18 protein-coding genes and 3 pseudogenes are annotated in these 24,266 nt (G+C 58.1%); 14 read left to right on the top strand and 7 right to left on the bottom strand.

Annotated features, from left to right (window positions below):
• The first annotated feature begins 13 nt into the window (after positions 1-13).
• The 5 genes from AA309_RS08525 (at position 14) to preA (ending at position 6,663) form a co-directional block, all read left to right on the top strand.
• Positions 14-988: an amino acid ABC transporter permease gene (locus AA309_RS08525; protein ID WP_052954573.1), complete on the top strand. Its 975-nt coding sequence runs from the start codon at positions 14-16 to the stop codon at positions 986-988.
• A gap of 49 nt (positions 989-1,037) precedes the next feature.
• Positions 1,038-1,823 (top strand): amino acid ABC transporter ATP-binding protein, encoded by a 786-nt coding sequence (locus tag AA309_RS08520; protein WP_047188579.1) that lies wholly within the window; start codon positions 1,038-1,040, stop codon positions 1,821-1,823.
• 49 nt (positions 1,824-1,872) lie between these two features.
• Positions 1,873-3,480, top strand: coding sequence for a phytoene desaturase family protein (locus AA309_RS08515; RefSeq protein WP_047188578.1), 1,608 nt, complete (start codon positions 1,873-1,875; stop codon positions 3,478-3,480).
• Positions 3,481-3,956: 476 nt separating this feature from the next.
• Entirely contained in the window at positions 3,957-5,321 is a 1,365-nt protein-coding gene (locus tag AA309_RS08510) for an NAD(P)-dependent oxidoreductase (protein WP_047188577.1), read from the top strand.
• A 10-nt stretch (positions 5,322-5,331) separates the two neighbouring features.
• Positions 5,332-6,663, top strand: coding sequence for an NAD-dependent dihydropyrimidine dehydrogenase subunit PreA (gene preA, locus AA309_RS08505; protein WP_047188576.1), 1,332 nt, complete (start codon positions 5,332-5,334; stop codon positions 6,661-6,663).
• Between the two features lie 76 nt (positions 6,664-6,739).
• Here preA and rutR read toward each other — a convergent pair whose 3' ends face one another.
• Positions 6,740-7,408, bottom strand: a complete 669-nt coding sequence (gene rutR / locus AA309_RS08500; protein ID WP_244470299.1) for an HTH-type transcriptional regulator RutR — start codon at positions 7,406-7,408, stop codon at positions 6,740-6,742.
• Positions 7,409-7,722: 314 nt separating this feature from the next.
• Here rutR and AA309_RS08495 point away from each other — a divergent pair, with 314 nt between their 5' ends.
• The 8 genes from AA309_RS08495 (at position 7,723) to AA309_RS08460 (ending at position 16,753) form a co-directional block, all read left to right on the top strand.
• Positions 7,723-8,520 (top strand): ABC transporter ATP-binding protein, encoded by a 798-nt coding sequence (locus AA309_RS08495; protein WP_047188731.1) that lies wholly within the window; start codon positions 7,723-7,725, stop codon positions 8,518-8,520.
• Positions 8,510-9,436 (top strand): ABC transporter permease, encoded by a 927-nt coding sequence (locus AA309_RS08490; protein ID WP_084731002.1) that lies wholly within the window; start codon positions 8,510-8,512, stop codon positions 9,434-9,436. The genes AA309_RS08495 and AA309_RS08490 overlap by 11 nt, the downstream gene beginning before the upstream one ends.
• Positions 9,433-10,392 carry an ABC transporter permease gene (locus AA309_RS08485; RefSeq protein ID WP_047188574.1) on the top strand — a complete coding sequence of 320 codons (960 nt, stop codon included), beginning with the start codon at positions 9,433-9,435 and terminating at the stop codon, positions 10,390-10,392. The genes AA309_RS08490 and AA309_RS08485 overlap by 4 nt, the downstream gene beginning before the upstream one ends.
• Before the next feature lie 35 nt (positions 10,393-10,427).
• The gene (locus AA309_RS08480) at positions 10,428-11,420 is read left to right on the top strand and encodes an ABC transporter substrate-binding protein (RefSeq protein WP_047188573.1); all 993 of its coding nucleotides are present in this window, start codon (positions 10,428-10,430) and stop codon (positions 11,418-11,420) included.
• 91 nt (positions 11,421-11,511) lie between these two features.
• The gene (gene hydA, locus AA309_RS08475; protein WP_047188572.1) at positions 11,512-12,951 is read left to right on the top strand and encodes a dihydropyrimidinase; all 1,440 of its coding nucleotides are present in this window, start codon (positions 11,512-11,514) and stop codon (positions 12,949-12,951) included.
• Between the two features lie 76 nt (positions 12,952-13,027).
• Positions 13,028-14,269: a Zn-dependent hydrolase gene (locus tag AA309_RS08470; RefSeq protein WP_047188571.1), complete on the top strand. Its 1,242-nt coding sequence runs from the start codon at positions 13,028-13,030 to the stop codon at positions 14,267-14,269.
• A 120-nt stretch (positions 14,270-14,389) separates the two neighbouring features.
• Positions 14,390-15,451, top strand: a complete 1,062-nt coding sequence (locus AA309_RS08465; RefSeq protein ID WP_047188570.1) for a patatin-like phospholipase family protein — start codon at positions 14,390-14,392, stop codon at positions 15,449-15,451.
• Positions 15,452-15,511: 60 nt separating this feature from the next.
• A complete protein-coding gene (locus tag AA309_RS08460; protein WP_047188569.1) occupies positions 15,512-16,753 on the top strand; it encodes a DUF763 domain-containing protein in 1,242 nt (413 codons plus the stop codon).
• A 68-nt stretch (positions 16,754-16,821) separates the two neighbouring features.
• Here the strand turns inward: AA309_RS08460 and AA309_RS34140 are convergent, their stop codons facing one another.
• The 3 genes and pseudogenes from AA309_RS34140 to AA309_RS32965 all read right to left on the bottom strand — a co-directional run.
• Positions 16,822-17,211 (bottom strand): VanZ family protein, encoded by a 390-nt coding sequence (locus AA309_RS34140; RefSeq protein WP_150117450.1) that lies wholly within the window; start codon positions 17,209-17,211, stop codon positions 16,822-16,824.
• Between the two features lie 607 nt (positions 17,212-17,818).
• Positions 17,819-18,843: pseudogene (locus tag AA309_RS32970) on the bottom strand (IS110 family RNA-guided transposase).
• A 965-nt stretch (positions 18,844-19,808) separates the two neighbouring features.
• Positions 19,809-19,970, bottom strand: a pseudogene (locus AA309_RS32965) (IS3 family transposase); the annotation flags it as partial.
• 156 nt (positions 19,971-20,126) lie between these two features.
• Here AA309_RS32965 and AA309_RS08435 point away from each other — a divergent pair.
• Positions 20,127-21,235 (top strand): IS3 family transposase gene (locus tag AA309_RS08435; RefSeq protein ID WP_150117449.1). Its coding sequence is split into 2 segments (ribosomal slippage): positions 20,127-20,379 and positions 20,379-21,235, totalling 1,110 coding nucleotides; the frame shifts between segments, so codons are not numbered across the junction.
• A gap of 130 nt (positions 21,236-21,365) precedes the next feature.
• Here the strand turns inward: AA309_RS08435 and AA309_RS34135 are convergent.
• The 3 genes and pseudogenes from AA309_RS34135 to AA309_RS08425 form a co-directional block, all read right to left on the bottom strand.
• Positions 21,366-21,570 (bottom strand): annotated as a pseudogene (locus AA309_RS34135) (IS3-like element ISMtsp5 family transposase); the annotation flags it as partial.
• Positions 21,571-21,636: 66 nt separating this feature from the next.
• Entirely contained in the window at positions 21,637-22,455 is an 819-nt protein-coding gene (locus AA309_RS32960) for a metallophosphoesterase family protein (RefSeq protein WP_084731000.1), read from the bottom strand.
• Between the two features lies 1 nt (position 22,456).
• On the bottom strand, positions 22,457-23,485 hold the full coding sequence (locus AA309_RS08425) for a carboxylate--amine ligase (protein WP_200901961.1): 1,029 nt from the start codon (positions 23,483-23,485) through the stop codon (positions 22,457-22,459).
• Positions 23,486-24,266 lie beyond the last annotated feature (781 nt).

Genomic DNA, 24,266 nt, shown 5'->3' with positions numbered 1-24,266 from the left:
GAGGATTGGCCTGATGCATTACGCCGATAACGTCGATTACCCGAGGCTGCTATCCCGACCCTCCATTTACATCCCGGGTCTCGGGCTTCTCTTCGGCGTTCTTCTCTATACACAGGCTGGAGCCACATCACTCGGCAAAGCGCTTGTGGAACTTTTCGGCCTGGCAGAGGGCTCGCCGTTAGCGGCGAACCTGCTTGTGGCTTTGCTCATCACGGCCGTCGTTGCATTGAACGTGGCCGTGGTGATGCGCCTCAGCATCAGGCATCAGATGTATGCCGTTTGGGTGGAGCTGGCACTTCTCGTCCTGCTGTTTTTCTATTCATTCGATCTCAGTTTCGAGTTCATCCGCCGCAAGATCGGTTTCCTACTCACACAGGGCTTGGTGACGACCCTGTATGTGTCGGCCATCTCGATTGTCGTCGCATCCGTTCTGGCGATGATCGGCGCCATCGCCAAGCTGTCCTCTAACGGAATTGCCTTGGGAATAGCGAATTTCTATACCTCTCTCTTCCGTGGTCTGCCGCTGCTCATGCAGATCTACATGATCTATCTTGGTCTGCCGCAGCTTGGATATGTCATCAACGCGGTTCCCGCTGGTATCTTGGCCCTGTCGCTCTGCTACGGCGCCTATATGACCGAAATCTTCCGCGCTGGCATCGAGAGCATTCCAAAGGGCCAGTGGGAGGCTTCCCGCGCTCTCGGATTGAGGCCGAGAGATACGTTGACCCGCATTATTCTTCCCCAGGCCATGCGCATCATCATCCCGCCGACCGGGAACCAGTTCATCGCCATGCTGAAGGACAGCTCGCTGGTGTCTGTGGTTGGTGTGTGGGAGCTCATGTATCTTGCCCGCACCCAGGGTCAGACCGAGTTCCGTCATGTGGAAATGATGATCACCGCCTCGCTGATCTATTGGATCCTGTCTATCGTTCTGGAACTCGTTCAGGCGCGCATCGAGCGGCGCTTCAACAGAGCCCAAATGCGATGATGATTGCCACGACCGGAACCAGGCATGTTTGAGAGGAGATTCATTCGTGATGCAGAAGAAAAAGCTCTCTCTCGTGGAAACGGCGCCTGAACCCATGGGAGCGACCCCTGCCGTCCAGATCAAGAGCCTGTCGAAATGGTACGGCACCTTTCAAGCTCTGAAGAACGTCAATCTCACCATTGCTCGTGGAGAGAAACTCGTCATCTGCGGCCCCTCGGGCTCCGGGAAGTCGACGCTCATCCGTACCATCAATGCACTCGAGAGCTTTCAGGAGGGGCAGATCCTCGTCGATGGCATCGAGTTGACCCGAAAGCCCGAAGCCGTGGAGGCAGTGCGGAAAAGGGTCGGCATGGTATTCCAGCAGTTCAATCTTTTTCCTCACCTGACGGTGCTGGAAAACTGCATGCTCGCGTTGCGGCTTGTGCGCGGCGTCTCCCAGAAGGTGGCCGAAGAGAGGGCGCTGCATTATCTTGGCAAGGTACGTATCCCGGACCAGGCTCATAAATATGCCTCGCAACTCTCCGGCGGCCAGCAGCAGCGTGTAGCCATTGCAAGGGCTCTCTCCATGCAGCCCGACATCATGCTGTTCGACGAACCCACCTCTGCGCTTGATCCCGAAATGGTCAAGGAGGTGCTCGACACCATGACGCAGCTCGCCGGCGAGGGTATGACCATGGCTGTTGTTACCCATGAGATGGGCTTCGCCCGTCAGGTGGCCGACCGTGTGGTGTTCATGGACCGCGGCGAGATCGTCGAGCAAGGCACACCGTCCGAGTTCTTCTCCAACCCGAAGGAGCTGCGCGCCCGCACCTTCTTGAGCCAGATCCTTCACTGATCTAGGCTCAAGAACCACAGATAGATCACTGGACTAGGGGTAACGAAGCGTGGCTAATGATTGCGATATCGTCATCATCGGGGCAGGGCATAACGGTCTCGTCTGTGCCTTTTATCTTGCATCGGCCGGATACAAGGTGAAGCTCTTCGAGCAGCGTTCCGTTGTGGGCGGTGCGGCTGTCACAGAGGAATTTCATCCTGGCTTTCGCAATTCCGTGGCCTCATACACGGTAAGCCTGCTCAACCCCAAGATCATTCGCGATCTGGACTTGCACCGTCACGGTCTGAAGGTTGTCGAGCGCCGCCTGTCCAACTTCCTGCCCCTTCCCAACGACAAGTATCTGAAGATCGGTGAGGGCGTGACCCGGTCCGAGATCGCGCGCTTCAGTGCCAAGGATGCCGAGCGCTACGATGCCTATTCCAACGAAATCGACGCCGTTGCGGATGTCCTGCGCGATCTCGTTCTCCAGCAGCCTCCGAATCTCGTAGCCGGCGGCTGGCGCGCGGCCTTGTCAGAAGGCTGGCGCGCCTTGATAACCGGCAATCGCCTGCGCGGGCTCTCTATGGCAAACCGCCGGGCTCTGCTGGATCTCTTTGCCAAATCGGCGGGCGATTATCTCGACGGCTGGTTCGAGACAGATTGTGTGAAGGCAGCTTTCGGCTTTGATGCCATCGTCGGCAATTTTGCGAGCCCCTATACGCCGAACACGGCCTATGTGTTGCTTCACCACGTCTTCGGCGAGGTGAATGGCAAGAGGGGTGCTTGGGGCCACGCCATCGGCGGAATGGGTGCGATCACGCAGGCCATGGCAAAGGCGGCTCGCGAGCGCGGCGTCGAGATCGAGACCGACGCCCCGGTCCGTGAGGTGATCATTGAAAAGGGAAGGGCGGCTGGCGTCGTCCTGAAGGACGGGCGTACGATCCGTTCGCGCGCCGTGGCTGGCAATGTCCACCCTAAACTGCTCTTCGATAGGCTGGTTCCGGAAGATGCCCTGCCGGCAGACTTCTTGAATCGTATGCGGCGCTGGAAGTCGGGTTCGGGCACGTTCCGCATGAATGTGGCGCTCTCATCTTTGCCGAGCTTCACGGCTCTTCCTGGGCGAGAGGTGGCCGATCACCATACCGCTGGCATCATCATTGCACCGTCACTCGCCTATATGGACCGTGCTTATGACGATGCGAAGCATTTCGGATGGAGCCGCGAGCCGGTGGTGGAGATGCTCATTCCTTCAACCCTCGATGACAGCCTTGCACCGGAGGGCGCGCATGTCGCAAGCCTGTTCTGCCAGCATGTCCAACCGACATTTTCGGATGGCCGTTCGTGGGACGATCACCGCGAGGAGGTAGCCGATCTGATGATCGCCACCGTCGACCGCTATGCTCCCGGTTTCAAGGAGAGCGTCGTTGGACGGCAGATCATGAGTCCACTCGATCTCGAGCGCACCTTCGGCCTGATGGGTGGCGATATCTTCCATGGCGCCCTGACGCTCGACCAGATCTTCAGTGCTCGACCAATGTTGGGCCACGCGGATTACCGCGCCCCGATCACAGGTCTTTATATGTGTGGCGCAGGTACGCATCCCGGTGGTGGCGTCACGGGCGCGCCCGGCCATAACGCGGCGCGTGCTATCATGGCCGACATGCGGCGGTTGAGCTGACGCGCATCGCGGCTGCTCTCAGATAGAAAAGCAGGGTCGGCCGTGTCAGAGCCGGCATATGATGCCGGCTCTTCTCTCTTATGCGCCCTGAGACCGATCATGCCTGGATTGCCGGGAGCTGCGCGCTGCCGTGCTGGAACTCTCGTCGAACTTGAGCCTCGTGCATTTTCTGATGGGAAGAGCGCAAGCTCCATGTGAACCTAATTTGGGCACACGCTGCCCGTCTACGGGCACACTCAGCTGAGGAGTGTATCCAGATGCCGAATTCTTGTGCTCTTCGCGTTGTTTAGCCGCATCCTGCGCAGATGCTTGGCGAATACCTAGGCGGTCGTGCCAATAAAAATCATTCTAAACAGTGTTTGACAGTATTCAAAACTTTTGATCGGATGGTCAAACAAGAGCCTGCCCGATAGAGGCGGGCCGAGGTGAACGGATCGACAGCCTGTAAAACGCGCCTTGAGCGCGCAGGAGGACCTATGTCTTCAGCACCCGATATCCGAGGCGGGCGGCTGCCCTCGGGCGACTACTGTAACGCGTTTTCCGATCTCCATGCTCCTCTCGATGCTCATGAGGCGCGAGTGGCGGCAGAGCGCTGCCTGTTCTGCTACGACGCGCCCTGCGTCACAGCTTGCCCGACAAGTATCGATATTCCGCTCTTCATTCGGCAGATCGCCACCGGCAACGCGACGGGCGCAGGCAAGACCATTCTCGACTCCAACATCTTTGGCGGCATGTGCGCCCGTGTCTGCCCGACGGAAACGCTCTGCGAGCAGGCCTGCGTGCGCAATGAGGCGGAGGGAAAGCCCGTGATCATCGGGCAGCTTCAGCGCCACGCCACCGATGCGATCATGGCCTCCGGGCGCCAGCTCTACAAGCATGGCGCGCCGAACGGACGCCGCATAGCGGTGGTGGGCGCGGGGCCTGCAGGTCTTTCCTGTGCGCATAAACTCGCTACGCTCGGCTACGACGTGGTGGTATTCGACAAGCGGCAGAAGGCCGGCGGTCTCAACGAGCATGGGATCGCCTCTTACAAGTCGACCAACAATTTCGCGCAAGCCGAAGTCGATTGGATCCTGAGCATCGGAGGAATCGAACTGCGGTGCGATCAAGCGCTCGGGCACGACTTCACCCTGGCCGATCTGCGGCGCGACTTCGATGCCGTCTTCCTCGGCCTCGGTCTTCAGGCGGCGAATTCCCTCGGGATCGACGCTGGCGAGCTGCGCGGCATCGAGGATGCCGTGGCCTTCATCGAGGCTCTCCGCCAGTCGGCTGATCTCTCCAAGCTGCCGATCGGTCGGCGTGTCGTGGTCATTGGTGGCGGCATGACAGCTGTCGATGCCGCGGTGCAGGCGAAGAAGCTCGGAGCGGAGGAAGTGACCATCGTTTACCGTCGTGGTGCAGAGCAGATGGGTGCCAGCCGCTACGAACAGGAATTGGCGCTCACTGGGGGCGTCGTGGTGCGTCACTGGGCCCGGCCGGTCGCCGTGCATGGCGAGAGCGGCGTGCTCCGGTCCGTCATCTTCGCGGCAACGGCGGAGCGCGACGGGCGCCTCGTCGATACGGGCGAGACTTTCGAACTGCAGGCGGATCAGCTCTTCAAGGCTATCGGCCAGCTCTTCGTACCGCAGGTTCTTGAAGGATCGAGCGAGGTGCTCGACCTCGATAGGGGGCGCATTGCCGTTGATGCTGACCGTCGCACCTCGCTGCCGGATGTCTGGGCCGGCGGCGACTGCGTGGCTGGGGGCCGCGATCTCACGGTGGTGGCCGTCGAGGACGGCAAACAGGCAGCCTTGTCGATCGATCGCACCCTTCAAGGCTTCGTGCCGATGGCGGCGGAATAAGGGGAGAGTCATGGCCGATCTCAGCGTCAATTTCTGCGGCATCAAATCGCCAAATCCCTTCTGGCTCGCCTCGGCGCCGCCCACTGACAAAGCATACAACGTCGAACGCGCCTTCCGCGCCGGCTGGGGCGGCGTGGTCTGGAAGACCCTTGGTGAGGAGGGGCCCCCGGTCGTCAACGTCTCGGGCCCACGCTACGGCGTCGTGCATGGACCCGACCGGCGCGTGTCCGCCTTCAACAACATCGAGCTCATTACAGATCGCCCACTTGAGGTGAACCTGCAGGAAATCACCGAGATGAAGCGTCGCTGGCCAGACCGGGCCATCGTCGTCTCGCTCATGGTGCCCTGTGAGGAAGAGGCCTGGAAACGCATTCTTCCGCGCGTTGAAGCGACGGGAGCCGATGGAATCGAGCTCAATTTCGGCTGCCCGCATGGCATGTCTGAGCGCGGCATGGGCGCGGCGGTCGGCCAAGTGCCGGAATATGTAGAGATGGTCACGCGCTGGTGCAAGACGCATTCGCGCATGCCGGTCATCGTGAAGCTCACGCCCAACATCACGGATGTCCGCAAGCCTGCAGAAGCCGCCAAACGCGGCGGTGCCGACGCGGTGTCGCTCATCAACACGATCAATTCCATCGTCGGTGTCGATCTCGACCTCATGATTCCGCGGCCGCATACGGACCGCAAGGCAACCCACGGCGGCATGTGTGGCCCTGCGGTGAAGCCGATCGCGCTCAACATGGTAGCGGAAATTGCCCGCTCGCCTGCAACGCATGGCGTGCCGATCTCAGGCATCGGCGGCATTGAAACCTGGCGCGATGCAGCAGAGTTCATGGCTCTGGGTGCCGGCACGGTTCAAGTCTGCACTGCGGCCATGGTCTATGGCTTCAAGATCGTTCAGGAGATGATCACGGGTCTTGAGGCTTTCATGGACGAGCGCGGCTACTCTAAAGTATCCGACTTCGTCGGTGCAGCCGTGCCGAACGTGACGGATTGGCAGTACCTCAACCTCAATTACGCTGTAAAGGCACATATTGATCAAGATCTTTGCATCAAGTGCGGCCGCTGCCATGTGGCTTGCGAGGATACCTCGCATCAGGCAATCACGCATCTGAAGGATGGCGTGCGGCACTTCGAGGTGATCGATGAGGAGTGCGTCGGCTGCAATCTCTGCGCCAGCATCTGTCCCATCGAGAACTGTATCACGATGGTGCCTCTCATGGACGAGGTGGATCGTCGGACGGGACGCCTCGTGGACGGCTCATGCCTCAACTGGACCCAGCACCCGAACAATCCTCAAGTCGCGAAGAAACCCCTCGAGCCGCTCGAGCCGGCGGAGTGAACAGAATGACGGCGCTGGTCGACTGGCGCCGTTTCCATTTGCGTATCGATATCAATGGCTCGTCGCTATGGCTGCTTCAATCCTCCAATCCTTCGGATCCACGCGGCAAAACGCCGTCGAGGAGAATGCTCGTGAGCGTCTTGTGGGCAGTCTTGTAGAAATCATTGTCGGCAATGGTATTGCCCGTGAGTGCTTCGATCTGGGCGCTGAAGTCGGCATAGTGCTGCGTGGTTGCCCAGATGGCGAAGATGAAGTGCTTAGGGTCGACGGAGCGCATCTTCCCATCGGCAATCCAGCTTTCAATGATGCGGGACTTCGCCTCCACGATTTCGAGCAAAGTGCCAGTGAGGTCCGCATTCAAGTGCGTCGCACCCTGCAGCACTTCCAGAGCGAACAGGCGCGAGGCCGAGGGATGCGTGCGCGAGTATTCGAGTTTGCGGCCGATATAGGCACTCAGCGCGGCTCGCGGATCGCTCGTTCCGTCAAGCTCGCGCAGAGGCTCAAGCCACATGTCGAGAGTTCGTGCGAGAACCGCGGTGTAAAGCTCTTCCTTGGTGCGGAAGTAATAGAGAAGATTCGGCTTCGACAGGCCGGCGGCTTCGGCAATCTGGTCGATACGCGCGCCCCTCAAGCCGTAGGCGGCGAAAACAGTCAGAGCCGAGTCAAGAATGCGTTGAACATTCGCTTCTCCCGCTCTGGTCTTGCGCGAGGACATTTGCGGGTCCTGGCCTATCTCGTCAGCCACCGATCGAAACCTTCTCGTTCTTCCTGGAGTGGACATTACGTTGCGGATGTGTCCTCGCGCAATATCGCTGTTGAAATTCAATCGGCAAGTGATGGCGGACGTCATTCGCGAGATGCTGAAAGCGGCGGCGCAGTGCTTATGAACTGGGCATTCCCCTCGAATGAGGGTCGCGGAATTTCCGGAAGAATGGGAACGGCACGATTCTTGCCTGAACATAACCAGAGCCTCTGGGGAGTGAGACAGTGCTGAAGCGCGTAACGAATGAATGGATCGGTGAAAACGGGATGCCGGCTACGCTTGCTGCACAGGGCGCCATGAAAGAACCCGCATCGCCGCCTGTCGTCGCGATCAAGGGGTTGTCACTGACCTATGAGGCAGCGGATGGGCCTGTCTATGCTCTTTCCAACGTAGATCTGCAGATCGCAGAAGGGGAGTTCATCTCGTTCATCGGCCCCTCGGGTTGCGGAAAGACGACGCTGCTGCGGGTGATCGCCGATCTCGAGCAGCCGACAGGCGGTGATATTCACGTCAATGGCGTGGGCCCGGAAGAGGCGCGGTTGCGTCGGGACTATGGCTTTGTCTTCCAGGCTCCTGCACTCTACCCCTGGCGCACCATTCAGAAGAACATCGAGCTGCCGCTTGAAATCTTCGGCGTCTCCAAAGCCGAGAGACGTGAGAAGGCATCAAAGCAGCTTGAGCTTGTGAACCTGAAAGGGTTCGAGAACAAGTTTCCCTGGCAGCTCTCCGGCGGGATGCAGCAGCGCGCGTCCATTGCTCGCGCTCTTTCCTTCGACCCAAAGCTCCTGCTCATGGATGAGCCGTTCGGTGCGTTGGATGAGATCGTACGCGATCATTTGAATGAGCAGTTGCTCAAGCTCTGGGACAAAACCGGCAAGACGGTACTGTTCGTCACACACTCCATTCCGGAAGCGGTCTTTCTCTCCTCTAAGATCGTGGTCATGTCACCACGTCCGGGGCGCATCATCGATATCATCGATGCAAGCGTTCTAGGACGTGATCGGACGCTCGACATTCGCGAGACTCCTGAATTCCTGAAGATTGCGCATAGGGTCCGCGAGGGTCTGAGAGCGGGGCATTCCTATGACGACTGAAGCTCTCATTCTCGCTGCGCCTCCAGCGCGCCGCAAGGTGCTGCGCCGGGAAGGGACTACCGGTCCCGTTCTCGTGGTTGTGTTGGTAATCCTCGCGCTCTGGTACGTGGCCGCCATCTTCATGAACTGGCAGGGTGTGACCGACGCCTTCTCGCGCGCGGGCGAGCAGCACACCACTGGCGAGATCCTTCTCGGGACACTGGATCAAGAGCGACCTGTTCTTCCTGCTCCGCATCAGATTGTGGCCGAGCTTAAAAAGACGGTGTTCGGCATCGCAATCACATCCCGCCGCAATCTGCTGTTCCATGCGTGGGTGACGCTGTCGTCCACGCTCCTAGGGTTCGGCCTCGGCGCCTTGCTCGGCATCGTACTGGCGGTTCTCATCGTTCATGTGAAGACCCTTGAGCGCAGCCTGATGCCCTGGATCATCTCATCCCAGACAATCCCGATCCTTGCCATCGCGCCGATCATCATTGTCGTTCTGGGCTCCATCGGAATCACGGGTCTTTTCCCGAAGGCGATCATCTCCGCCTATCTGTGCTTCTTTCCCATCACAATCAGCATGGTGAAGGGCTTGAACTCTCCCGATCTCATCCAACGCGATCTGATGCGCACCTATTCTGCGTCCGGGGCACAGATCTTCTGGAAGCTGCGTCTTCCGGCGTCATTGAGCTATCTCTTTGCAGGCCTGAAGGTGGCCGTCGCTATCAGCCTTGTGGGTGCCATCGTCGGCGAGTTGCCGACCGGTGCACAGGCCGGACTTGGTGCGCGTCTTCTCGCCGGATCCTACTACGGCCAGACCATTCAAATTTGGGCCGCTCTCTTCGGTGCAGCCATCTTGGCCTCGATATTGGTCGCCATCGTGAGCTCGGTGGAGCGGATCGTGAACCGCCGCATGGGAGTGCGCCCGGCATGAGTGCCAACCGCCACGCTCTGATCTTGACGCCGCTGGCCATTCTCGGCTGCCTCTATGCTCTCTATCTGGTGCATCGACCGGATGTCGCAGGACAAGCTGGATTGGCCTTCTGGGCCTTCATCGTGGTCCTGTGGCTGCTTACGGGTTTCGCCATCAGCGGTCTGTCACATCTCAAACTGAAACAGCCGGTTGCCCGCCGTGCGATCGGGCTCGCGGTGCCGGTTCTTTTCGGCGCTTTCCTATTCTTTCTTTGGGAGGTGATCGTGATAGGGGCAGGGGTTCCATCAGTCCTCATGCCTGCGCCCTCCGCCATCGCCGCAAAGTTTTCTGCCTCACTGCCGCTGCTGCGAGACGACTTTTTCCAGACCTTCGTAAAGTCGGTTCTGTCCGGCTACGCGATGGGATGTCTTTCAGGCTTCCTGGTCGCCATCATCGCGGATCGCGTTCCCTTCCTGCGCAGGGGGCTTCTGCCGCTCGGCAATTTCGTCTCTGCTTTGCCGGTCATCGGCATCGCGCCCATCATGGTCATGTGGTTCGGCTTCGACTGGCCGTCCAAGGCGGCTGTCGTGGTGGTGATGACGTTCTTCCCGATGCTCGTGAACACCGTCACAGGTCTTGCTGCTGTCGGCAAGCTCGAACGGGACCTCATGCATTCTTATGCGGCGGGTTACTGGAGGAGCCTCCTGAAGCTTCGGCTGCCAGTGGCGCTGCCCTTCATCTTCAATGCGTTGAAGATCAATTCGACGCTCGCGCTTATCGGCGCCATCGTCGCGGAGTTTTTCGGCACACCCATCGTCGGTATGGGCTTTCGCATCTCAATTGAGGTCGCTCGCATGTCTCTCGACATGGTGTGGGCGGAAATCGCGCTCGCAGCGATTGCGGGCTCGGCTTTCTACGGACTTGTCGCTCTCATAGAGCGCGGCGCAACCTTTTGGCATCCGTCGTACCGCACATAAGGGGATCCGCGGGCGGCGTTTAGGAGGAGAGAAGAATGATCAGGACCACACTACTGGCGGGAGCACTTGCACTCGGCTTTACCAGCGCCGCCTTCGCGCAGGCAGACAAGGTAACGATCCAGCTCAAATGGGTCACGCAGGCGCAGTTCGCTGGCTATTACGTCGCCAAGGACAAGGGCTTCTACAAGGAGGCCGGACTTGACGTGACGATCAAGCCAGGTGGTCCGGACATCGCACCGCCTCAGGTCATCGCCGGTGGTGGCGCGGACGTCGTCGTGGACTGGATGCCATCGGCTCTCGCCGCACGCGAAAAGGGTGTGCCGCTGGTCAACATCGCGCAACCGTTCAAGAAGTCCGGCATGATGCTCACCTGCCGCGCCGAGACTGGCATCAAGACGCCACAGGACCTTAAGGGACGTACTCTTGGCGTGTGGTTCTCCGGAAATGAATATCCCTTCCTCGCATGGATGGCGAAGCTCGGGCTCAAGACGGATGGATCGGCCGGCGGCGTGAAGGTTCTCAAGCAGGGCTTCAACGTCGATCCGCTCATCCAGAAACAAGCTGACTGCATCTCGACCATGACCTACAACGAGTATTGGCAGGTCATCGATGCGGGCTTCAAGCCGGAGCAGCTCGTGGTCTTCAAGTATGAGGATCAGGGCGTCGCAACGCTCGAGGACGGTCTCTACGTGATGCAGGACAAGCTGAAGGATCCTGCCTTCGTGACCAAGATGGCAAAGTTCGTGGCTGCCTCTCAGAAGGGCTGGGACTACATGCGCCAGAATCCGGACGAGGCAGCAACCATCGTCCTCGACAACGATGCCTCCGGCGCACAAACCGAAAAGCATCAGAAGCGTATGGCGGGTGAGATCGCCAAGCTGCTTGATACCTCGGGCAAGGGCAAGCTCGACCCGGCGGATTTCGACCGCACGGTTGCGATCCTTCTCTCTTCCGGCGGCGATGCGCCTGTGATCACCAAGAAGCCCGAGGGCGCTTGGTCCCACGCCGTCGTCGACGCCAAAATGTGAGCCTCGTGCCTCGTGCATATCAGTGAATGTTGGGGCGAGGCGTCACGCCTTGCCCCATCCACCAATCATAAAATGATCAGGGAACAGGACCATGTCTCTTCTCATCCGTGGCGGAACCGTCGTGAATGCCGATATGAGCCGTCGTGCCGACGTGCTGGTGGACGGTGAGCGGATCGTCGCCGTAGGCGAGAACCTCGAAGCACCTGCAGGTGCGCAGATCGTCGATGCCGGTGGCACCTTCGTGATGCCGGGAGGCATCGATCCCCACACGCATATGGAGTTCCTGTTCATGGGAACCGTGTCTGCGGATGATTTCGAGTGGGGTACCAAGGCGGCGATCTCCGGTGGAACCACCACTATCGTCGACTTCTGCATTCCCGGCGCAGGTCAATCCCTGATTGATGCCTATCGAGAGTGGCGAAACAAGTCCGAAAAGGCTGTAGGTGACTACTCCTACCATCTTGCCATCACATCCTGGTCGGATCAGGTGGAACGCGAGATGGGTGAGATCGTGAACACCTATGGCGTCAACACCTTCAAGCACTTCATGGCCTACAAGGGTGCGCTGATGGTGGATGACGATATCCTCTTCCGCTCCTTCAAACGCTGCGCAGAATTGGGTGCCACGGCTCTCGTCCATGCCGAAAACGGCGATGTCGTTGCGCAGATGCAGAACATGTTCATTTCCCAAGGCAAGACTGGCCCCGAGTTTCACGCCTATTCCCGTCCGCCTGAGGTAGAGGGCGAGGCAGCAAACCGTGCGATCATGATCGCGGACATGGCAGGTTGTCCGCTCTATATCGTGCACACCTCCTGCAAGCCGGCGCACGATGCGATTGCCCGCGCTCGGGCGGAAGGCAAGCGTGTTTTCGGCGAGCCGTTGATCCAGCACCTCGTGCTCGATGAGACGGACTATCTCAACAAGAGTTGGGATCATGCGGCCCAACGCGTGATGTCGCCTCCCTTCCGGCCAAAGGTGCATCAGGACAGTCTCTGGGCAGGCTTGCAGGCCGGTTCGCTTCAGGTGGTCGCCACCGACCATTGCTCCTTCACTATCGAACAGAAGCGCATGGGCTTGGGCGACTTCCGCAATATCCCGAATGGCACGGGTGGCCTCGAAGACCGTATGCCCGTGCTCTGGAACGCAGGCGTCAATACGGGACGGCTCACGCCGAACGAGTTCGTCGCCGTCACCTCGGCGAATGCGGCACGTATCTTGAACATGTATCCGCAGAAGGGGGTGATCCTGCCTGGAGCGGATGCGGATATCGTGATCTGGGACCCGAAGGCGACCAAGACCGTCTCGGCCAAGGCCCAAGTGAGCCGTATCGAGTACAACGTGTTCGAAGGTTTCGAGCTCACAGGCCTTCCGGCGAAGGTCTATCTGCGTGGCAGGCTTGCAGCGGAGAGCGGTCAGGTTAGGGCCGAACGCGGTCAGGGCCGTTTCGTGGCTCGTCCGCCGCTGCCAGCCTTTGCTCAAGCCCAGCGCCTCTGGAAGGCGAATACTGCGCCGAAGGCCGTCGCGCGTTGATTGCGCTTGCCTCCTCCCGCATGCGGGAGGAGGGCTCCCGTAGCAAGGCTCATTGCGTTCATTTTGAGATCACATCATGCAAAATCTTACCATCAACCCTCAGCGCCTCTGGGACAGCTTGATGGATACAGCCAAGATCGGCGGCACGGAGAAGGGCGGCATCTGCCGCCTCACGCTGACCGATCTGGACCGCCAGGTGCGCGACTGGTTCCGCAGCCAATGCGAGGCGCTTGGCTGCACGGTCGCTGTCGATCAGGTCGGCAATATGTTTGCCACTCGGCCGGGTAAGCGGAGCGATCTTTCCCCCATTGCTATCGGTAGCCATCTCGATACGCAGCCGACAGGCGGCAAGTTTGACGGCGTTCTCGGTGTCCTCGGCGGCCTTGAGGTCATGCGGACGATGCACGACCTCGGCTATGAGACTAATGCGCCCCTGATGCTCGTGAACTGGACCAATGAGGAAGGCTCGCGCTTCGCGCCCGCGATGCTCGGCTCCGGTGTCTATGCCGGCGTGTTCGACCGGGCGTTCGCTGACAGCCGAGAGGACCGCCAGGGCGTGAAGTTCGGCGATGCCATTGAGAGCATTGGTTACAGGGGCGATGCGGTACCGGGTTCCATGAAGTTCGGCGCCATGTTCGAACTTCACATTGAGCAGGGGCCCATTCTCGAAGCCGAGAGAAAGATGGTGGGCGTTGTGACCGGCGTTCAGGGTATGCGCTGGTACGAGGTTGAGCTCACCGGACGCGAGGCTCATACCGGCTCGACCCCCATGAACCTGCGCACAAATGCCTTGCTCGGAACCGCCCGTATCATCGAGCGCGTGGACCAGATCGCCCTGGAGCATTCACCCTCCGCCGTCGGCACCGTTGGCTTGGTGGAGGTGAAGCCCAATTCACGCAATGTGATCCCTGGACATGTCTTCTTCACGGTCGATTTCCGGCATCCGGACGATGCGGTGCTCGAAGTCATGGAGGGCAAGCTCATGAGCGCCATTCCTGCCATCGCGAATGAAATCGGCCTGGAATTTTCAGTGAAGAAGGTTTGGGACTCCCCCGCAGTTCGCTTCGATCCTGAATGCATCTCCGCAGTCCGCAAGGGCACGGAGAAAGCAGGATTCTTGTCTCGTGATATGGTGTCCGGTGCTGGCCACGATGCGGCTTATATCGCGCGCATAGCTCCCACGACGATGATCTTCGTACCTTGCGAAGGAGGCTTGAGCCACAACGAGGCAGAAAGCACAACGCTCGAGGAATGCGCTGCCGGTGCTCAGGTTCTATTGAACGCCGTCCTGGAATACGATCAGCGCTTCGGTCAGTAGCTTAAAGGATATGAGGCCGGCCACATGCCGGCGTCCGCTCGTCTCAATGTCGCAGGCTTCCTGCGCATATGGGGCATTTATGCTACATCCTGCACCGGGACACGATGAACGGAGACCGGGATGCCAGGGCGAGCCTCAACCAAATCTACCAAGCTGCTCGGTCTAGTTGGGCCGAATGCCGAGAAGATGGTTTCCTTGGCGTTGCAGGGCGGGGGAGCGCACGGGGCGTTCACCTGGGGTGTCTTGGACTACCTGCTTGAAGATGGCCGGCTGGCCATTGAGGCGATTACAGGCGCGAGCGCCGGTGCGATGAACGCGGTCGTCCTCGTGGAAGGTTGGCTGGAGGGCGGCCGAGATGGTGCCCGCCAGCAGTTGCGGCAGTTCTGGAAAAGGGTCAGCCTTGATGGCGGGTTCTCACCCATTCAACGCTCTCTCTTCGACCACTTCCTGAGCTACTGGAGCGGCACCCACGGGTCGACGAATATATGGAGCGGAGCGTTCTCTCAAGTCGCAAGTCCCTACGATTTGAATCCGCTGGACATCAATCCGCTGAAGGATGCGCTGAACGAGCTGATCAACTTCGAACGGGTCAGGGCTTGTAAGGAGACAAAGCTCTTTGTATCGGCAACAAATGTCTGGACCGGAAAGATCAGAGTTTTTTCAGCCTCTGAACTGACTGTTGATCATGTTCTTGCATCCGCATGTCTGCCAACGATCTTCAAGGCCGTCGAGATAGATGGCGAGCCGTATTGGGATGGGGGGTACACCGGTAACCCTGCGCTCTTCCCACTGTTCTATGAGGCTGAGTCGGATGACATCCTGCTCGTTCAGATCAATCCTATTGAACGCCGTTCAACACCACGTACAGCTGAGGAGATCCGCAGCAGGCTGACCGAGATCACCTTCAACGCCAATCTTCTCTACGAGCTCAGGGCGATCGGATTCGTCCGACGATTAATCGATGAGGGAAAGCTCTCGACAGACGACTACAAGCGCGTGCTGATGCACCGGATTCATGGTGGCGCGCAGCTCGATACCTATGCTGCGTCATCGCGCCTCAATGCAAGGTGGGATTTCTTCAAGAAACTGAAGGATCTGGGCCGCGCCTCAGCCCGCAGCTGGCTGGCAACGAACTTTCAGGCTCTGGGGCGCGAGAGCACGCTTGATCTTACCAATGCCTAGTCTTAGCTAGTGTGGCGATATCACAACAGATTATAAGAGCCGACGAAGGGCCTTTCTTTCATGGCACGAAAAGCAGGAAGCGCGGACCTGCCGCTACACAGCGGGCACGTGCCGAAATGGCTTGCTGACCGCATGACGCGTCTGGGTGCCGTGATGAGTGAGGCTATCGTTCATCATTATGGGCGCGATGAACTGCTACGCCGCTTGGCACATCCTTTCTGGTTTCAGTCATTCGGCGCTGTTATGGGAATGGACTGGCATTCGTCAGGCATCACGACCAGCGTGATCGGGGCGCTGAAACGCGGCCTGACACCTCTGTCGAAGGAGCTCGGCATTCACGTGTGCGGCGGGCGCGGACGTCATTCCCGGCAGACCCCACAGGAACTCGTGTCTATCGGCGAGCACGTAGGCTTTGACGGATCGGCTCTGGCAAAGGCTAGTCGGCTGGTAGCCAAGGTCGACAGCGCTGCCATTCAGGATGGCTTCGATCTCTACCTGCATGGCTTCATCGTCACAGACGACGGCAAGTGGGCTGTCGTTCAGCAGGGCATGAACGATGCACGCTGGCAGGCTCGGCGCTACCATTGGCTCTCGGAAGACCTGAAGAGTTTCGTCGATGAGCCGCATACGGGCATTGATGGGGTCGGGCAGGGGACGATCGTCAATCTGACAGATCGTCGGGCTGAGGCCTCACGCCGGGCCCAGATCGAGATTTTGGATACGATGGGGCCTGATGGGGTTGCCCGAAAGTTTCTTGCGCTGGCTGAGGAAGACAAAGAGCCTGTTGCCGCACCACAGCCGCTGCTTCCGCATTTGGTGATGCCCGAGCATCATGACGTTCGCTCCAAAGACGTGGTGTTGAGGCGGTTGCATGGAAGTCTCGCGGCCGCTGCTGATCGTGGCCCGGAGGATTTTCCTGATCTGCTGCTGACACCTGGCGTTGGGCCTCGCACAGTGCAGGCGCTGGCCATGGTAGCGGAGATCGTTCATGGAGCGCCATGCCGGTTCAGCGATCCAGCACGGTTCTCGGTTGCGCATGGCGGCAAGGACCGGCACCCTTTTCCGGTGCCGCTCCGTGTTTACGATCAGACCATCCAGGTTTTGAAATCTGCCGTTGAAAAAGCGAAATTAGGACGACAGGAGGAGCTTTTCGCTCTGAAGCGGCTAGACGAACAGGCCCGCGCTCTAGAACGCTTTGCCGCGGGTCCAGAGTTTGATCTTCTAATGACTAAAGAGCGGGAAAATTCACACACCTATGGTGGCCGCTCCGTGTTCGGCGATGAACCTTCACTTGAAGTCTAGATCTCGTCTGTTGCTCTCGAAAGTAAGAAATGCGCCCTTATCGAATCAGAGCGTACGGCGACTTAGCATTAATGCCCCTTTATAGGTTCACGATCATCGCCAGAGTGAGAGTCTCTCCTCCAGTGCTCGAGAAGGACTGTCCAGACGATCACTCCAAGGATAGAGCCTGCGCCGCTTGCACCCGCATCAGCGATATTGGGTACTCGTCCAGGGGCAAATAGCTGAAGGGTTTCAAGAAGGCCGCCATAGGCCAAAAGTCCTGCAGCAACCAGCCGCCCACTCTTGTGATAGCCGAGCATAAACATCGTAGCCGTGCCGAAATAAGCTATGGCATGCTCAAAGCCTCCAGGCATTCCAGAACGCATTTGAACACTGCCGGGCATTAAAGAAAGAACTGCGAGCAGCACAATGCAGAGCCATGCGGCGCTTCTGAATACACGCAGATTAGTGATGCTCACGGCCTCTTCCTCCAGCCTTAAAGAAACCTTCCATGATTGCCATCGCTATCGAGCCGCCTTTTCCAAATCGGGGAGGCATTCCCGCGAATCCAGTCAAAAATCCGATGGCCAAGCCAGCGTTCATGCTGACAAGAAAGTAGCAAATGCGGCTAACTCGCCGAACAAGTCCATTACGTTTTTGTTGTACATCCCAAATAGTGCAGCTCCGAAGAGCAAAGCATGAGCCACGCCGAGGAGCAGATACTCTGGCTGTCCAGGCTCAAAGGCAAACAAAATAGCGCTTGATAGGTCGTCTAATCGCGGACCATTTTGCAAGTGTTTTTTCAAGTAAGAACCGGCTCGAGCTTGAGGTCAGGCTTGAGGGACCATTGCGGAGGGCCAGATCACAGCGGATCCGCGGCCCGCCATGTGAGCGTCTGCCGAGTGCAGGGTCGTCTTTGCGGTCGACAGCAGTCGCCGCATGATGGAGCTTCGCGGGAGGAGCCTTCCCATGTGGACGATGCACTCGGCTGCATCAGCGGTGCATCCCATCAAGCGGAATGGCTCGGCCCACGTCCCGGCAGGGACATCTCAGCGCGCTCGGAGACTGAGCGCGATCCTCAACCGATCAAGCCGCAGCTCCGATGCTCCGATCGAAGAACGTGCCGGTCTTGAGCATCGCATGCATGATGACCGCCAGTTTACGTGCTACCGCAACGGCAGCGCACTTGAAGCCCACCCGCTCGCGGAGCTTGAGACCCCATGTTCGCAGGCTGCTGTCAGCCGAGCTGCGGGTCAGGACGACCGTGGCCGCCTCGAAGAGAAGCCCTCGCACATGGCGATCGCCCCGGCGGGAGATGTGGCCATCGTAGTCGACCTCACCCGACTGGTAGCGCCGGGTGGTCAGGCCGAACCAAGCGCCGACGGAGCGGGACTTCTTGACGTTGTCCGGATCCTCAATGGCGGTCGCAAAGGATATTGCGGTGATCGCCCCGACACCGGGGATCGGCATGAGAATGCGACAGGCTTGGTTCTGATGGGCGCCCGCCACGAGTTGACGTCCGAGTTCAGCGGCACGCAGGCGCAGGTTGCGCCAAGCCTCCAGCATTGGCAGCACGATCGCAGCGAGCCCGTCCTGATCGACCAGAAGACTGCGAACATTCTTCTCGAAAGTGCTGCCTTTGCCGGCGGGAACGATCAGGCCGAAGGTCTTCATGAGATCGCGGATCTGGTGGAGCATTCGGTGCAGATCCGCACCAGTCGGGTGCGCGCCGCCACAAGCGTGCGGGTCAGCATGCTGTCGAAGCTCTTCACCCGCATCTCACGGTAGAACCCAACCTCAGCCAGATGGGCCAAACCGTCGGGGACGTTAGCATCGGTTTTGTTGGCAGCCATGTCGAGGGCGGCCTTGGCATGACGAGCATCGATGCAGATAGCTGACAGCCCCTCGGCTCGAAGGGCATGGTAGAATCACACGGACAGTGGACCGGTCTCGACGATCACCCGCTTCACAGACGATGCGCGCTTGCGGATCAGGTCAGCAATGAGCTTGGGATCGGAAAGGGCACTTGCCCGCCAGACGCGCTTGCCGTCCCGGCGGATCGACACCGCCGTCTCCTTCATCGACACGTCGAGCCCGATATAGTCATCCATGGCAGTTCTCCATTCGATGCTTGGGCCCGGCTTCCCGTCGTGAGCCCGTTCTTCCATCGTATCGGGGAACAGCCACCGGCTTCCACGAGCGTGACTGCTTCAGGGCGACTCACTCCCGCGATTACCCCATGTGGATGCTCTCAGGACTGCTCTGGCGGCTGCTGAGCAAGATCGTGACCGCTGGCATGAGGTAGCAACAGCTAAACCGGAGTAAGTGGCCCCCGTTGAACGCCACTCATGATAGCGTCGGCTGGCCGGCTGAGGCCCTGCCCTCGCCAGGGCCAGCCCTCTTCACTCATGATTGATTGCCTCATCGGCCGAGGACACATACAGCTCCCGCTGCGAATTGGGAGTACATCTCTTAATGAATAGACCTATTCATCATCTGAACCGATCTTGGAGCGCTGAAAGAACGGCAATTCCGGCTTTTCAACATTCGGCAAAGTATTGCAGGAAGGGAGAGAAGCATGCCTGATCCTCTCACGCAGAAGCCTGTTCCAGCTAAACAGACCAATGACGATTGGGACACCATCAGCTCGACCCAGTTGCATCGCTTGTATCCACATCCTCCTCGTGCAGTGAGGCAGAGCAACGATTACCCTCCGAAACAGAAGCCTTCATCGGCGCTGAATCTCCCTCCGGATCCGCGGTGAGTGGATCCGCCGCGTTTATGAAGATTAGGGAGGAAAAATCATGTTGTGGTTTGAACAGACATTAGTTGATCGCGAAGGTCGCGGGCCGGCTGAGGAGACATCCAAAACGTTCCATACTGTCTAGGTAGGTGAGATTGAATTCGAACACTTTTTCGGTTCAGGCGCCTAGGGTGAATTCTCGCGCCGGTCCATCCGATTTCCGAACGCCGCAGAGACCATCGGAGCCGCAACAGAGGCTGAGGCCCGTGCGGCCTTTGTCCAGTGCTATAACATCATCCTGGCACGGATCGGCATCCACGAGCATCCGCAGGCAACCAGAACCACCTTCAAGCAATGGAAGAACGACTCCATAGGGGCATTGTCATAACAGCAACCTGTTCGGCTCATCGATGCCTTTGCGCCCAACGCAGCCAACTGCCGTACATAGGCCTCGACCGCATACTGGCTGCCACGATCGCAATGATGGACAAGCCCAAGTCTCCTGGCCGTTGCCGTGGTCTGTCCTCTGAGAAGGGGGCCTCTCTGAAGTATGGCTTGTGAGCCGAATGGTTGACCTTCTCCCGTCAAACTGGACCAGCCAAAGTGGGAATTCTCCCGTAATGTCTCCCGGCTGGGAGAAGGGAACGGACCATGAAGGTGTCCAGGTTTTCGGAGCAGCAGGTTGCCATGCTCCTCAAGCAGGTCGATGACGGCGTCAGCGTTGAGGAGGTCTGCCGCAAGGCCGGGATCTCCCAGCAGACGTACTATCGGTGGCGCAAGGAGTACGGTGGCCTGATGCCGTCGGAGATGCGGCGCCTCAAGCAGCTCGAGGAGGAGAACCGGCGCCTGAAGCAGATGGTGGCCGACCTCTCGCTCGACAAAGCCATGCTGCAGGACGTGCTGTCAAAAAAGCTCTGAAGCCTGCGCGGGTGCGGCGGCTGGTGGATGGTCTGCAGAGCACGTTCCAGGTCTCGATCCGACGGGCCTGTCGCGTGCTGGAGTTCCAGAAATCCTCCTACTTCTATCGCTCGCGCCGGCTGTCGCAGGCGGCTCTATCGAAGCGCATCCGGGAGATCGCCGAGACCCGGGTCCGCTACGGCTATCGACGCATTCACGTGCTCTTGCAGCGCGAGGGATGGGCCGTGAACCATAAGCGCGTCTACCGGCTGTATGCCGAAGAAGGCTTGCAGATCCGGAACAAACGGCCGAAGCGCAAGGTGGCCGCGAAGGTGCGCTCGGACCGCAAGCTGCCCTCGGCTCCGAATGAGGTGTGGGCAATGGACTTCCTGTCGGATCAGCTCTTCGATGGCCGCAAGATCCGGGTCCGGACCATCGTGGATATCTTCTCGAGGCTCTCGCCGGCGATTGATGTGCGCTTCCGCTACACCGGCGCGGATGTGGTTGCGACCCTGGAGCGGGTGGCAAGCCAGTATGGTGTTCCGCGCACGATTCGTCTGGACAACGGCCCTGAGTTTATCTCGCGCGCTCTCGATCTCTGGGCCTATCGAAACGGGATTGTTCTGGACTTCTCGCGGCCTGGCAAGCCCACCGACAACAGCTTCGTAGAAGCCTTTAATGACAAGGTGCGGGCCGAATGCATCGACCAGAACTGGTTCTTGTCCCTGGCCGATGCCAGGCCAAAATGTGAGGCGTTCCGCCATGAGTATTATGGCGACAGACCACACAGCTCGATCGGGCATAAGACCCCAATCGAGTTCATGAAATCCATCGGCACCCCCAGCCGGCCGATGAGGCCATGAGGCCGGAGTTCATGTCCGGCTGTGGTCCAGCGTTCGGGGCAAGTCCACATCTGGCCGAGAGTGGCCTCCGGAAGTGGTCCAGCATTCGGGGCAAGTTCAATGCCCGAAAAAGTTGTCCTCGACATGGACCAGTTTGACGGGGCAGGACCATGGTCCCGCTGGTGGTTAGGAAAGCATCGCGCCAGCGCCAACGGCTGCGGCCGGCACCCCAAGCGAGTGCGAGACTGTCTCCAGATCCTCACCACGCAGCAGATGCAGAACGCCTCCTCTTTGCGCTGGCGCGACATCCACCCGCCGCGACCTGGACCTACCGCATCCTCCATCACTTCTGTCATCGTGACCCTTCTTCGGATCTTCGCCACTTGCAGAGAGCCTCAGGAAACTGTGAGGCAGAGGAATTATCAGAGCCGCAGCAATTCTATTGCCCATTTTATGGCGCTACGTATCGGTGTTGGTAGAAACCTAAGTGATTTCCGGATAGGCTGAGGAAGATGGATCCAGAAAGGCAGTAAGCCTGCGTTACGAGTCTTAGCGAACGGTATCGCGTCGGCGTAATCAACGTAATGAGCTGTGATTTTTTTCTGGAACGAATTCAGAATCAGATACGTAGATCGGCGATCTGCCGTTCGCGGCTGTCCTACTGATCCAGGATTGACGAGATACCATGCATCATTTCGCAGAGAGACTTGGTCTCCCGTCAGCATCTGCACAACACCGTTGTGAAGCTCAAATATACCCAGCTGATGTGTGTGTCCGAATGCGCAAACACGTGCCTTTGAATGATGCGTAAGCAGAGCCTCAAAGCTCTGGCGGCGACGCGCGTCGCTATCAAGGCGCACTGTCTCGCGTCCCGTTTTTGGGTGGAGTGCCCCGTGCACGGCGACGAGTTCGTTTGGAATGCTGAGTTCAACAGGCAACTCTGCAAGGTACTCAACGGCTTCATTGCTAAGACAGTTGCGCGTCCATGCGACAGCTCTTTTTGCAGTATAGTCAAAACCTTTCGTTGTGATTTGCCCAGTGACGGCTCGGTCGTGATTACCCGCTACGCACGTAACGTTTCTCTGTCGCAGCAGCTCTATGCACTCAGTAGGGTTCGCATTGTACCCAACAATGTCACCCAAGCACACTATATAGTCGACTTCCTGGGTTGATATTGCTTCTAAAGTCGCCTGTAGCGCCTCCAAATTGGAGTGGATATCGGAGATGAGCGCTACTTTCATGTCAGCTCTTATCGGCTGCGGGCGCTCGCGTGAGAGCACCTTCACGATGCCTAACAGATCTGGCTCCGCGTTGAAGGCGAAACTTCGCCAGTGCCCATCTTAGAATGGGCACCGGGTCATCCCAAGCCATTCCGGACTTTGCTTCACAATGAAGAGCCCACCACAACCAAGTCGTGACTGGAGTTCCGCATTCTCGAGCAGCATGCATATCCGACCACAGTTTGCTCCAACGAACTCCGGGCCGAGCAACGAGATTGGTTGATCGAGGCAATCCTAGCAGATCCGCATAGACGAGTGCAGGAAGATTTACTCCAGCAACTGCCCCGAGATGGTGCCACAGGTTGAAACGCGGGTTAACTTCCAAAAGGTAAAGCGTACCTTCTGGCCCACGTTTGAAATCCATCTTAGCCACGCCACGTAAATTAAGTTTTTGTACGATCTCTCGCCCTAGTGCTCGCACGTCCGGTGCATCGGTTGTTTCGAGAGCGGTACTATGGCCGCAGGTCACCGGAAAAGTCCGGATTTTGCGTCCAGTAAACTCGGCAACAATGATACCAAGCTGATCCACGTAAACGTGGTAGCTTTCGATGCTGCTTTCCGGTCCAAGAATGGCTTCCTGGATTAGGAGGTCGATACTGACACTTGCTAATTGGGGCAGAAGCTTCCTGAGCACCTCTGGCGATTCGACTAATAACGCCTTGCGGCGCCCCCCGATTGCTTCCCAATACGTCCGTTCCCGTACCGGCTTGATGATTACTGGGAACCGCAGGTCAATTTCATCGACGTTCTTGAGAGAAGAGTGGATTCGCCGCGTAGCTGGTACCGGTAAATTCAAGTGCTCGGCAAGTTTCTGAAACTTGGCTTTGTTGACCAAGTTCTCTACCAACGCTGGCTCTGCGACTACGAAGCGGAAAACCTGCTCCAACTGCTTTTGATGCTGTGCTATGAGCAGCAGTTCTCCGTCACCTTGATAAAAAAGCGCGGGTGGCTCTGACTGTGTAGCTCCGAAGCGTATAAGTGCGTTTAACATGCGTTCTGCGCTTGCTTCGGTGTCTGCCCGGTCCTCCCACGAGAACTCCTTATGCGTAAAACGCGAGTAGAGGACGGGACTCCCCGGTGGATACACGACGGCCGATTTTATACCCGCCAATCCGAGCGGGCGCACCAAGTCTATATCGCCGATGACACACGCTTGGACTGTTTGTCTCGACCCAGACATTGTAGGTTCCCTTCTAGTCGGCAAGTTTACACATTATGATAATGAAGACAACAATAAGTATATGCGGAATATATCTTTCTTACTTTAAGTTACGCAAGAATTTATTATTGATCTACCATAGGACACATCAATATTCGATTCTCCTATAAACCCTGTCTTCATTTATTAATTTCAAAGATATTACTTACCTAGTCTTGTTAAAACCAGCAAAAAAAGGGGGAAGATTAAGAATTAGCTTGATAACAGGACTGCTGATCTAACTTTGTATTGAATAAAATGGACGATATGAAAAATATCCTTATTATAGACTTCTTTCACGATAGCCGTCCTCATCAGATCACAGAACCTAATCGCCGGCGAGTGGCTACAAATATCCACTTGTTATCTCCGGAATTTCCATTTGCTCTCTACGACCTGCGAGGCAACATGTCCGTGATCTTCTTGGCAACAGAGGTGGCTTGCTAGTCCGACGTTTGTTCATCTACGGAATTTCCATTTGCTCTCTACGACCTGCGAGGCAACATGTCCGTGATCTTCTTGGCAACAGAGGTGGCTTGCTAGTCCGACGTTTGTTCAGTCTGTCCTATAGATC

Origin of the sequence: Microvirga vignae (assembly GCF_001017175.1) — a bacterium.
GTDB lineage: Bacteria > Pseudomonadota > Alphaproteobacteria > Rhizobiales > Beijerinckiaceae > Microvirga > Microvirga vignae.
This window is presented reverse-complemented; position numbering and strand designations above follow the sequence as displayed.

What these genes read in the sequence shown, in the direction of transcription:
- AA309_RS08465 (WP_047188570.1), top strand. Translation starts at nt 14,390, where the DNA reads ATGCCAGGGCGAGCCTCAACCAAATCTACCAAGCTGCTCGGTCTAGTT.
- AA309_RS08425 (WP_200901961.1), bottom strand. Translation starts at nt 23,485, where the DNA reads ATGTTAAACGCACTTATACGCTTCGGAGCTACACAGTCAGAGCCACCC.
- AA309_RS08470 (WP_047188571.1), top strand. Translation starts at nt 13,028, where the DNA reads ATGCAAAATCTTACCATCAACCCTCAGCGCCTCTGGGACAGCTTGATG.
- AA309_RS08495 (WP_047188731.1), top strand. Translation starts at nt 7,723, where the DNA reads ATGAAAGAACCCGCATCGCCGCCTGTCGTCGCGATCAAGGGGTTGTCA.
- AA309_RS08460 (WP_047188569.1), top strand. Translation starts at nt 15,512, where the DNA reads ATGGCACGAAAAGCAGGAAGCGCGGACCTGCCGCTACACAGCGGGCAC.
- AA309_RS08525 (WP_052954573.1), top strand. Translation starts at nt 14, where the DNA reads ATGCATTACGCCGATAACGTCGATTACCCGAGGCTGCTATCCCGACCC.
- preA (WP_047188576.1), top strand. Translation starts at nt 5,332, where the DNA reads ATGGCCGATCTCAGCGTCAATTTCTGCGGCATCAAATCGCCAAATCCC.
- hydA (WP_047188572.1), top strand. Translation starts at nt 11,512, where the DNA reads ATGTCTCTTCTCATCCGTGGCGGAACCGTCGTGAATGCCGATATGAGC.
- AA309_RS08480 (WP_047188573.1), top strand. Translation starts at nt 10,428, where the DNA reads ATGATCAGGACCACACTACTGGCGGGAGCACTTGCACTCGGCTTTACC.
- AA309_RS08485 (WP_047188574.1), top strand. Translation starts at nt 9,433, where the DNA reads ATGAGTGCCAACCGCCACGCTCTGATCTTGACGCCGCTGGCCATTCTC.
- AA309_RS08520 (WP_047188579.1), top strand. Translation starts at nt 1,038, where the DNA reads ATGCAGAAGAAAAAGCTCTCTCTCGTGGAAACGGCGCCTGAACCCATG.
- AA309_RS08510 (WP_047188577.1), top strand. Translation starts at nt 3,957, where the DNA reads ATGTCTTCAGCACCCGATATCCGAGGCGGGCGGCTGCCCTCGGGCGAC.
- AA309_RS08490 (WP_084731002.1), top strand. Translation starts at nt 8,510, where the DNA reads ATGACGACTGAAGCTCTCATTCTCGCTGCGCCTCCAGCGCGCCGCAAG.
- AA309_RS32960 (WP_084731000.1), bottom strand. Translation starts at nt 22,455, where the DNA reads ATGAAAGTAGCGCTCATCTCCGATATCCACTCCAATTTGGAGGCGCTA.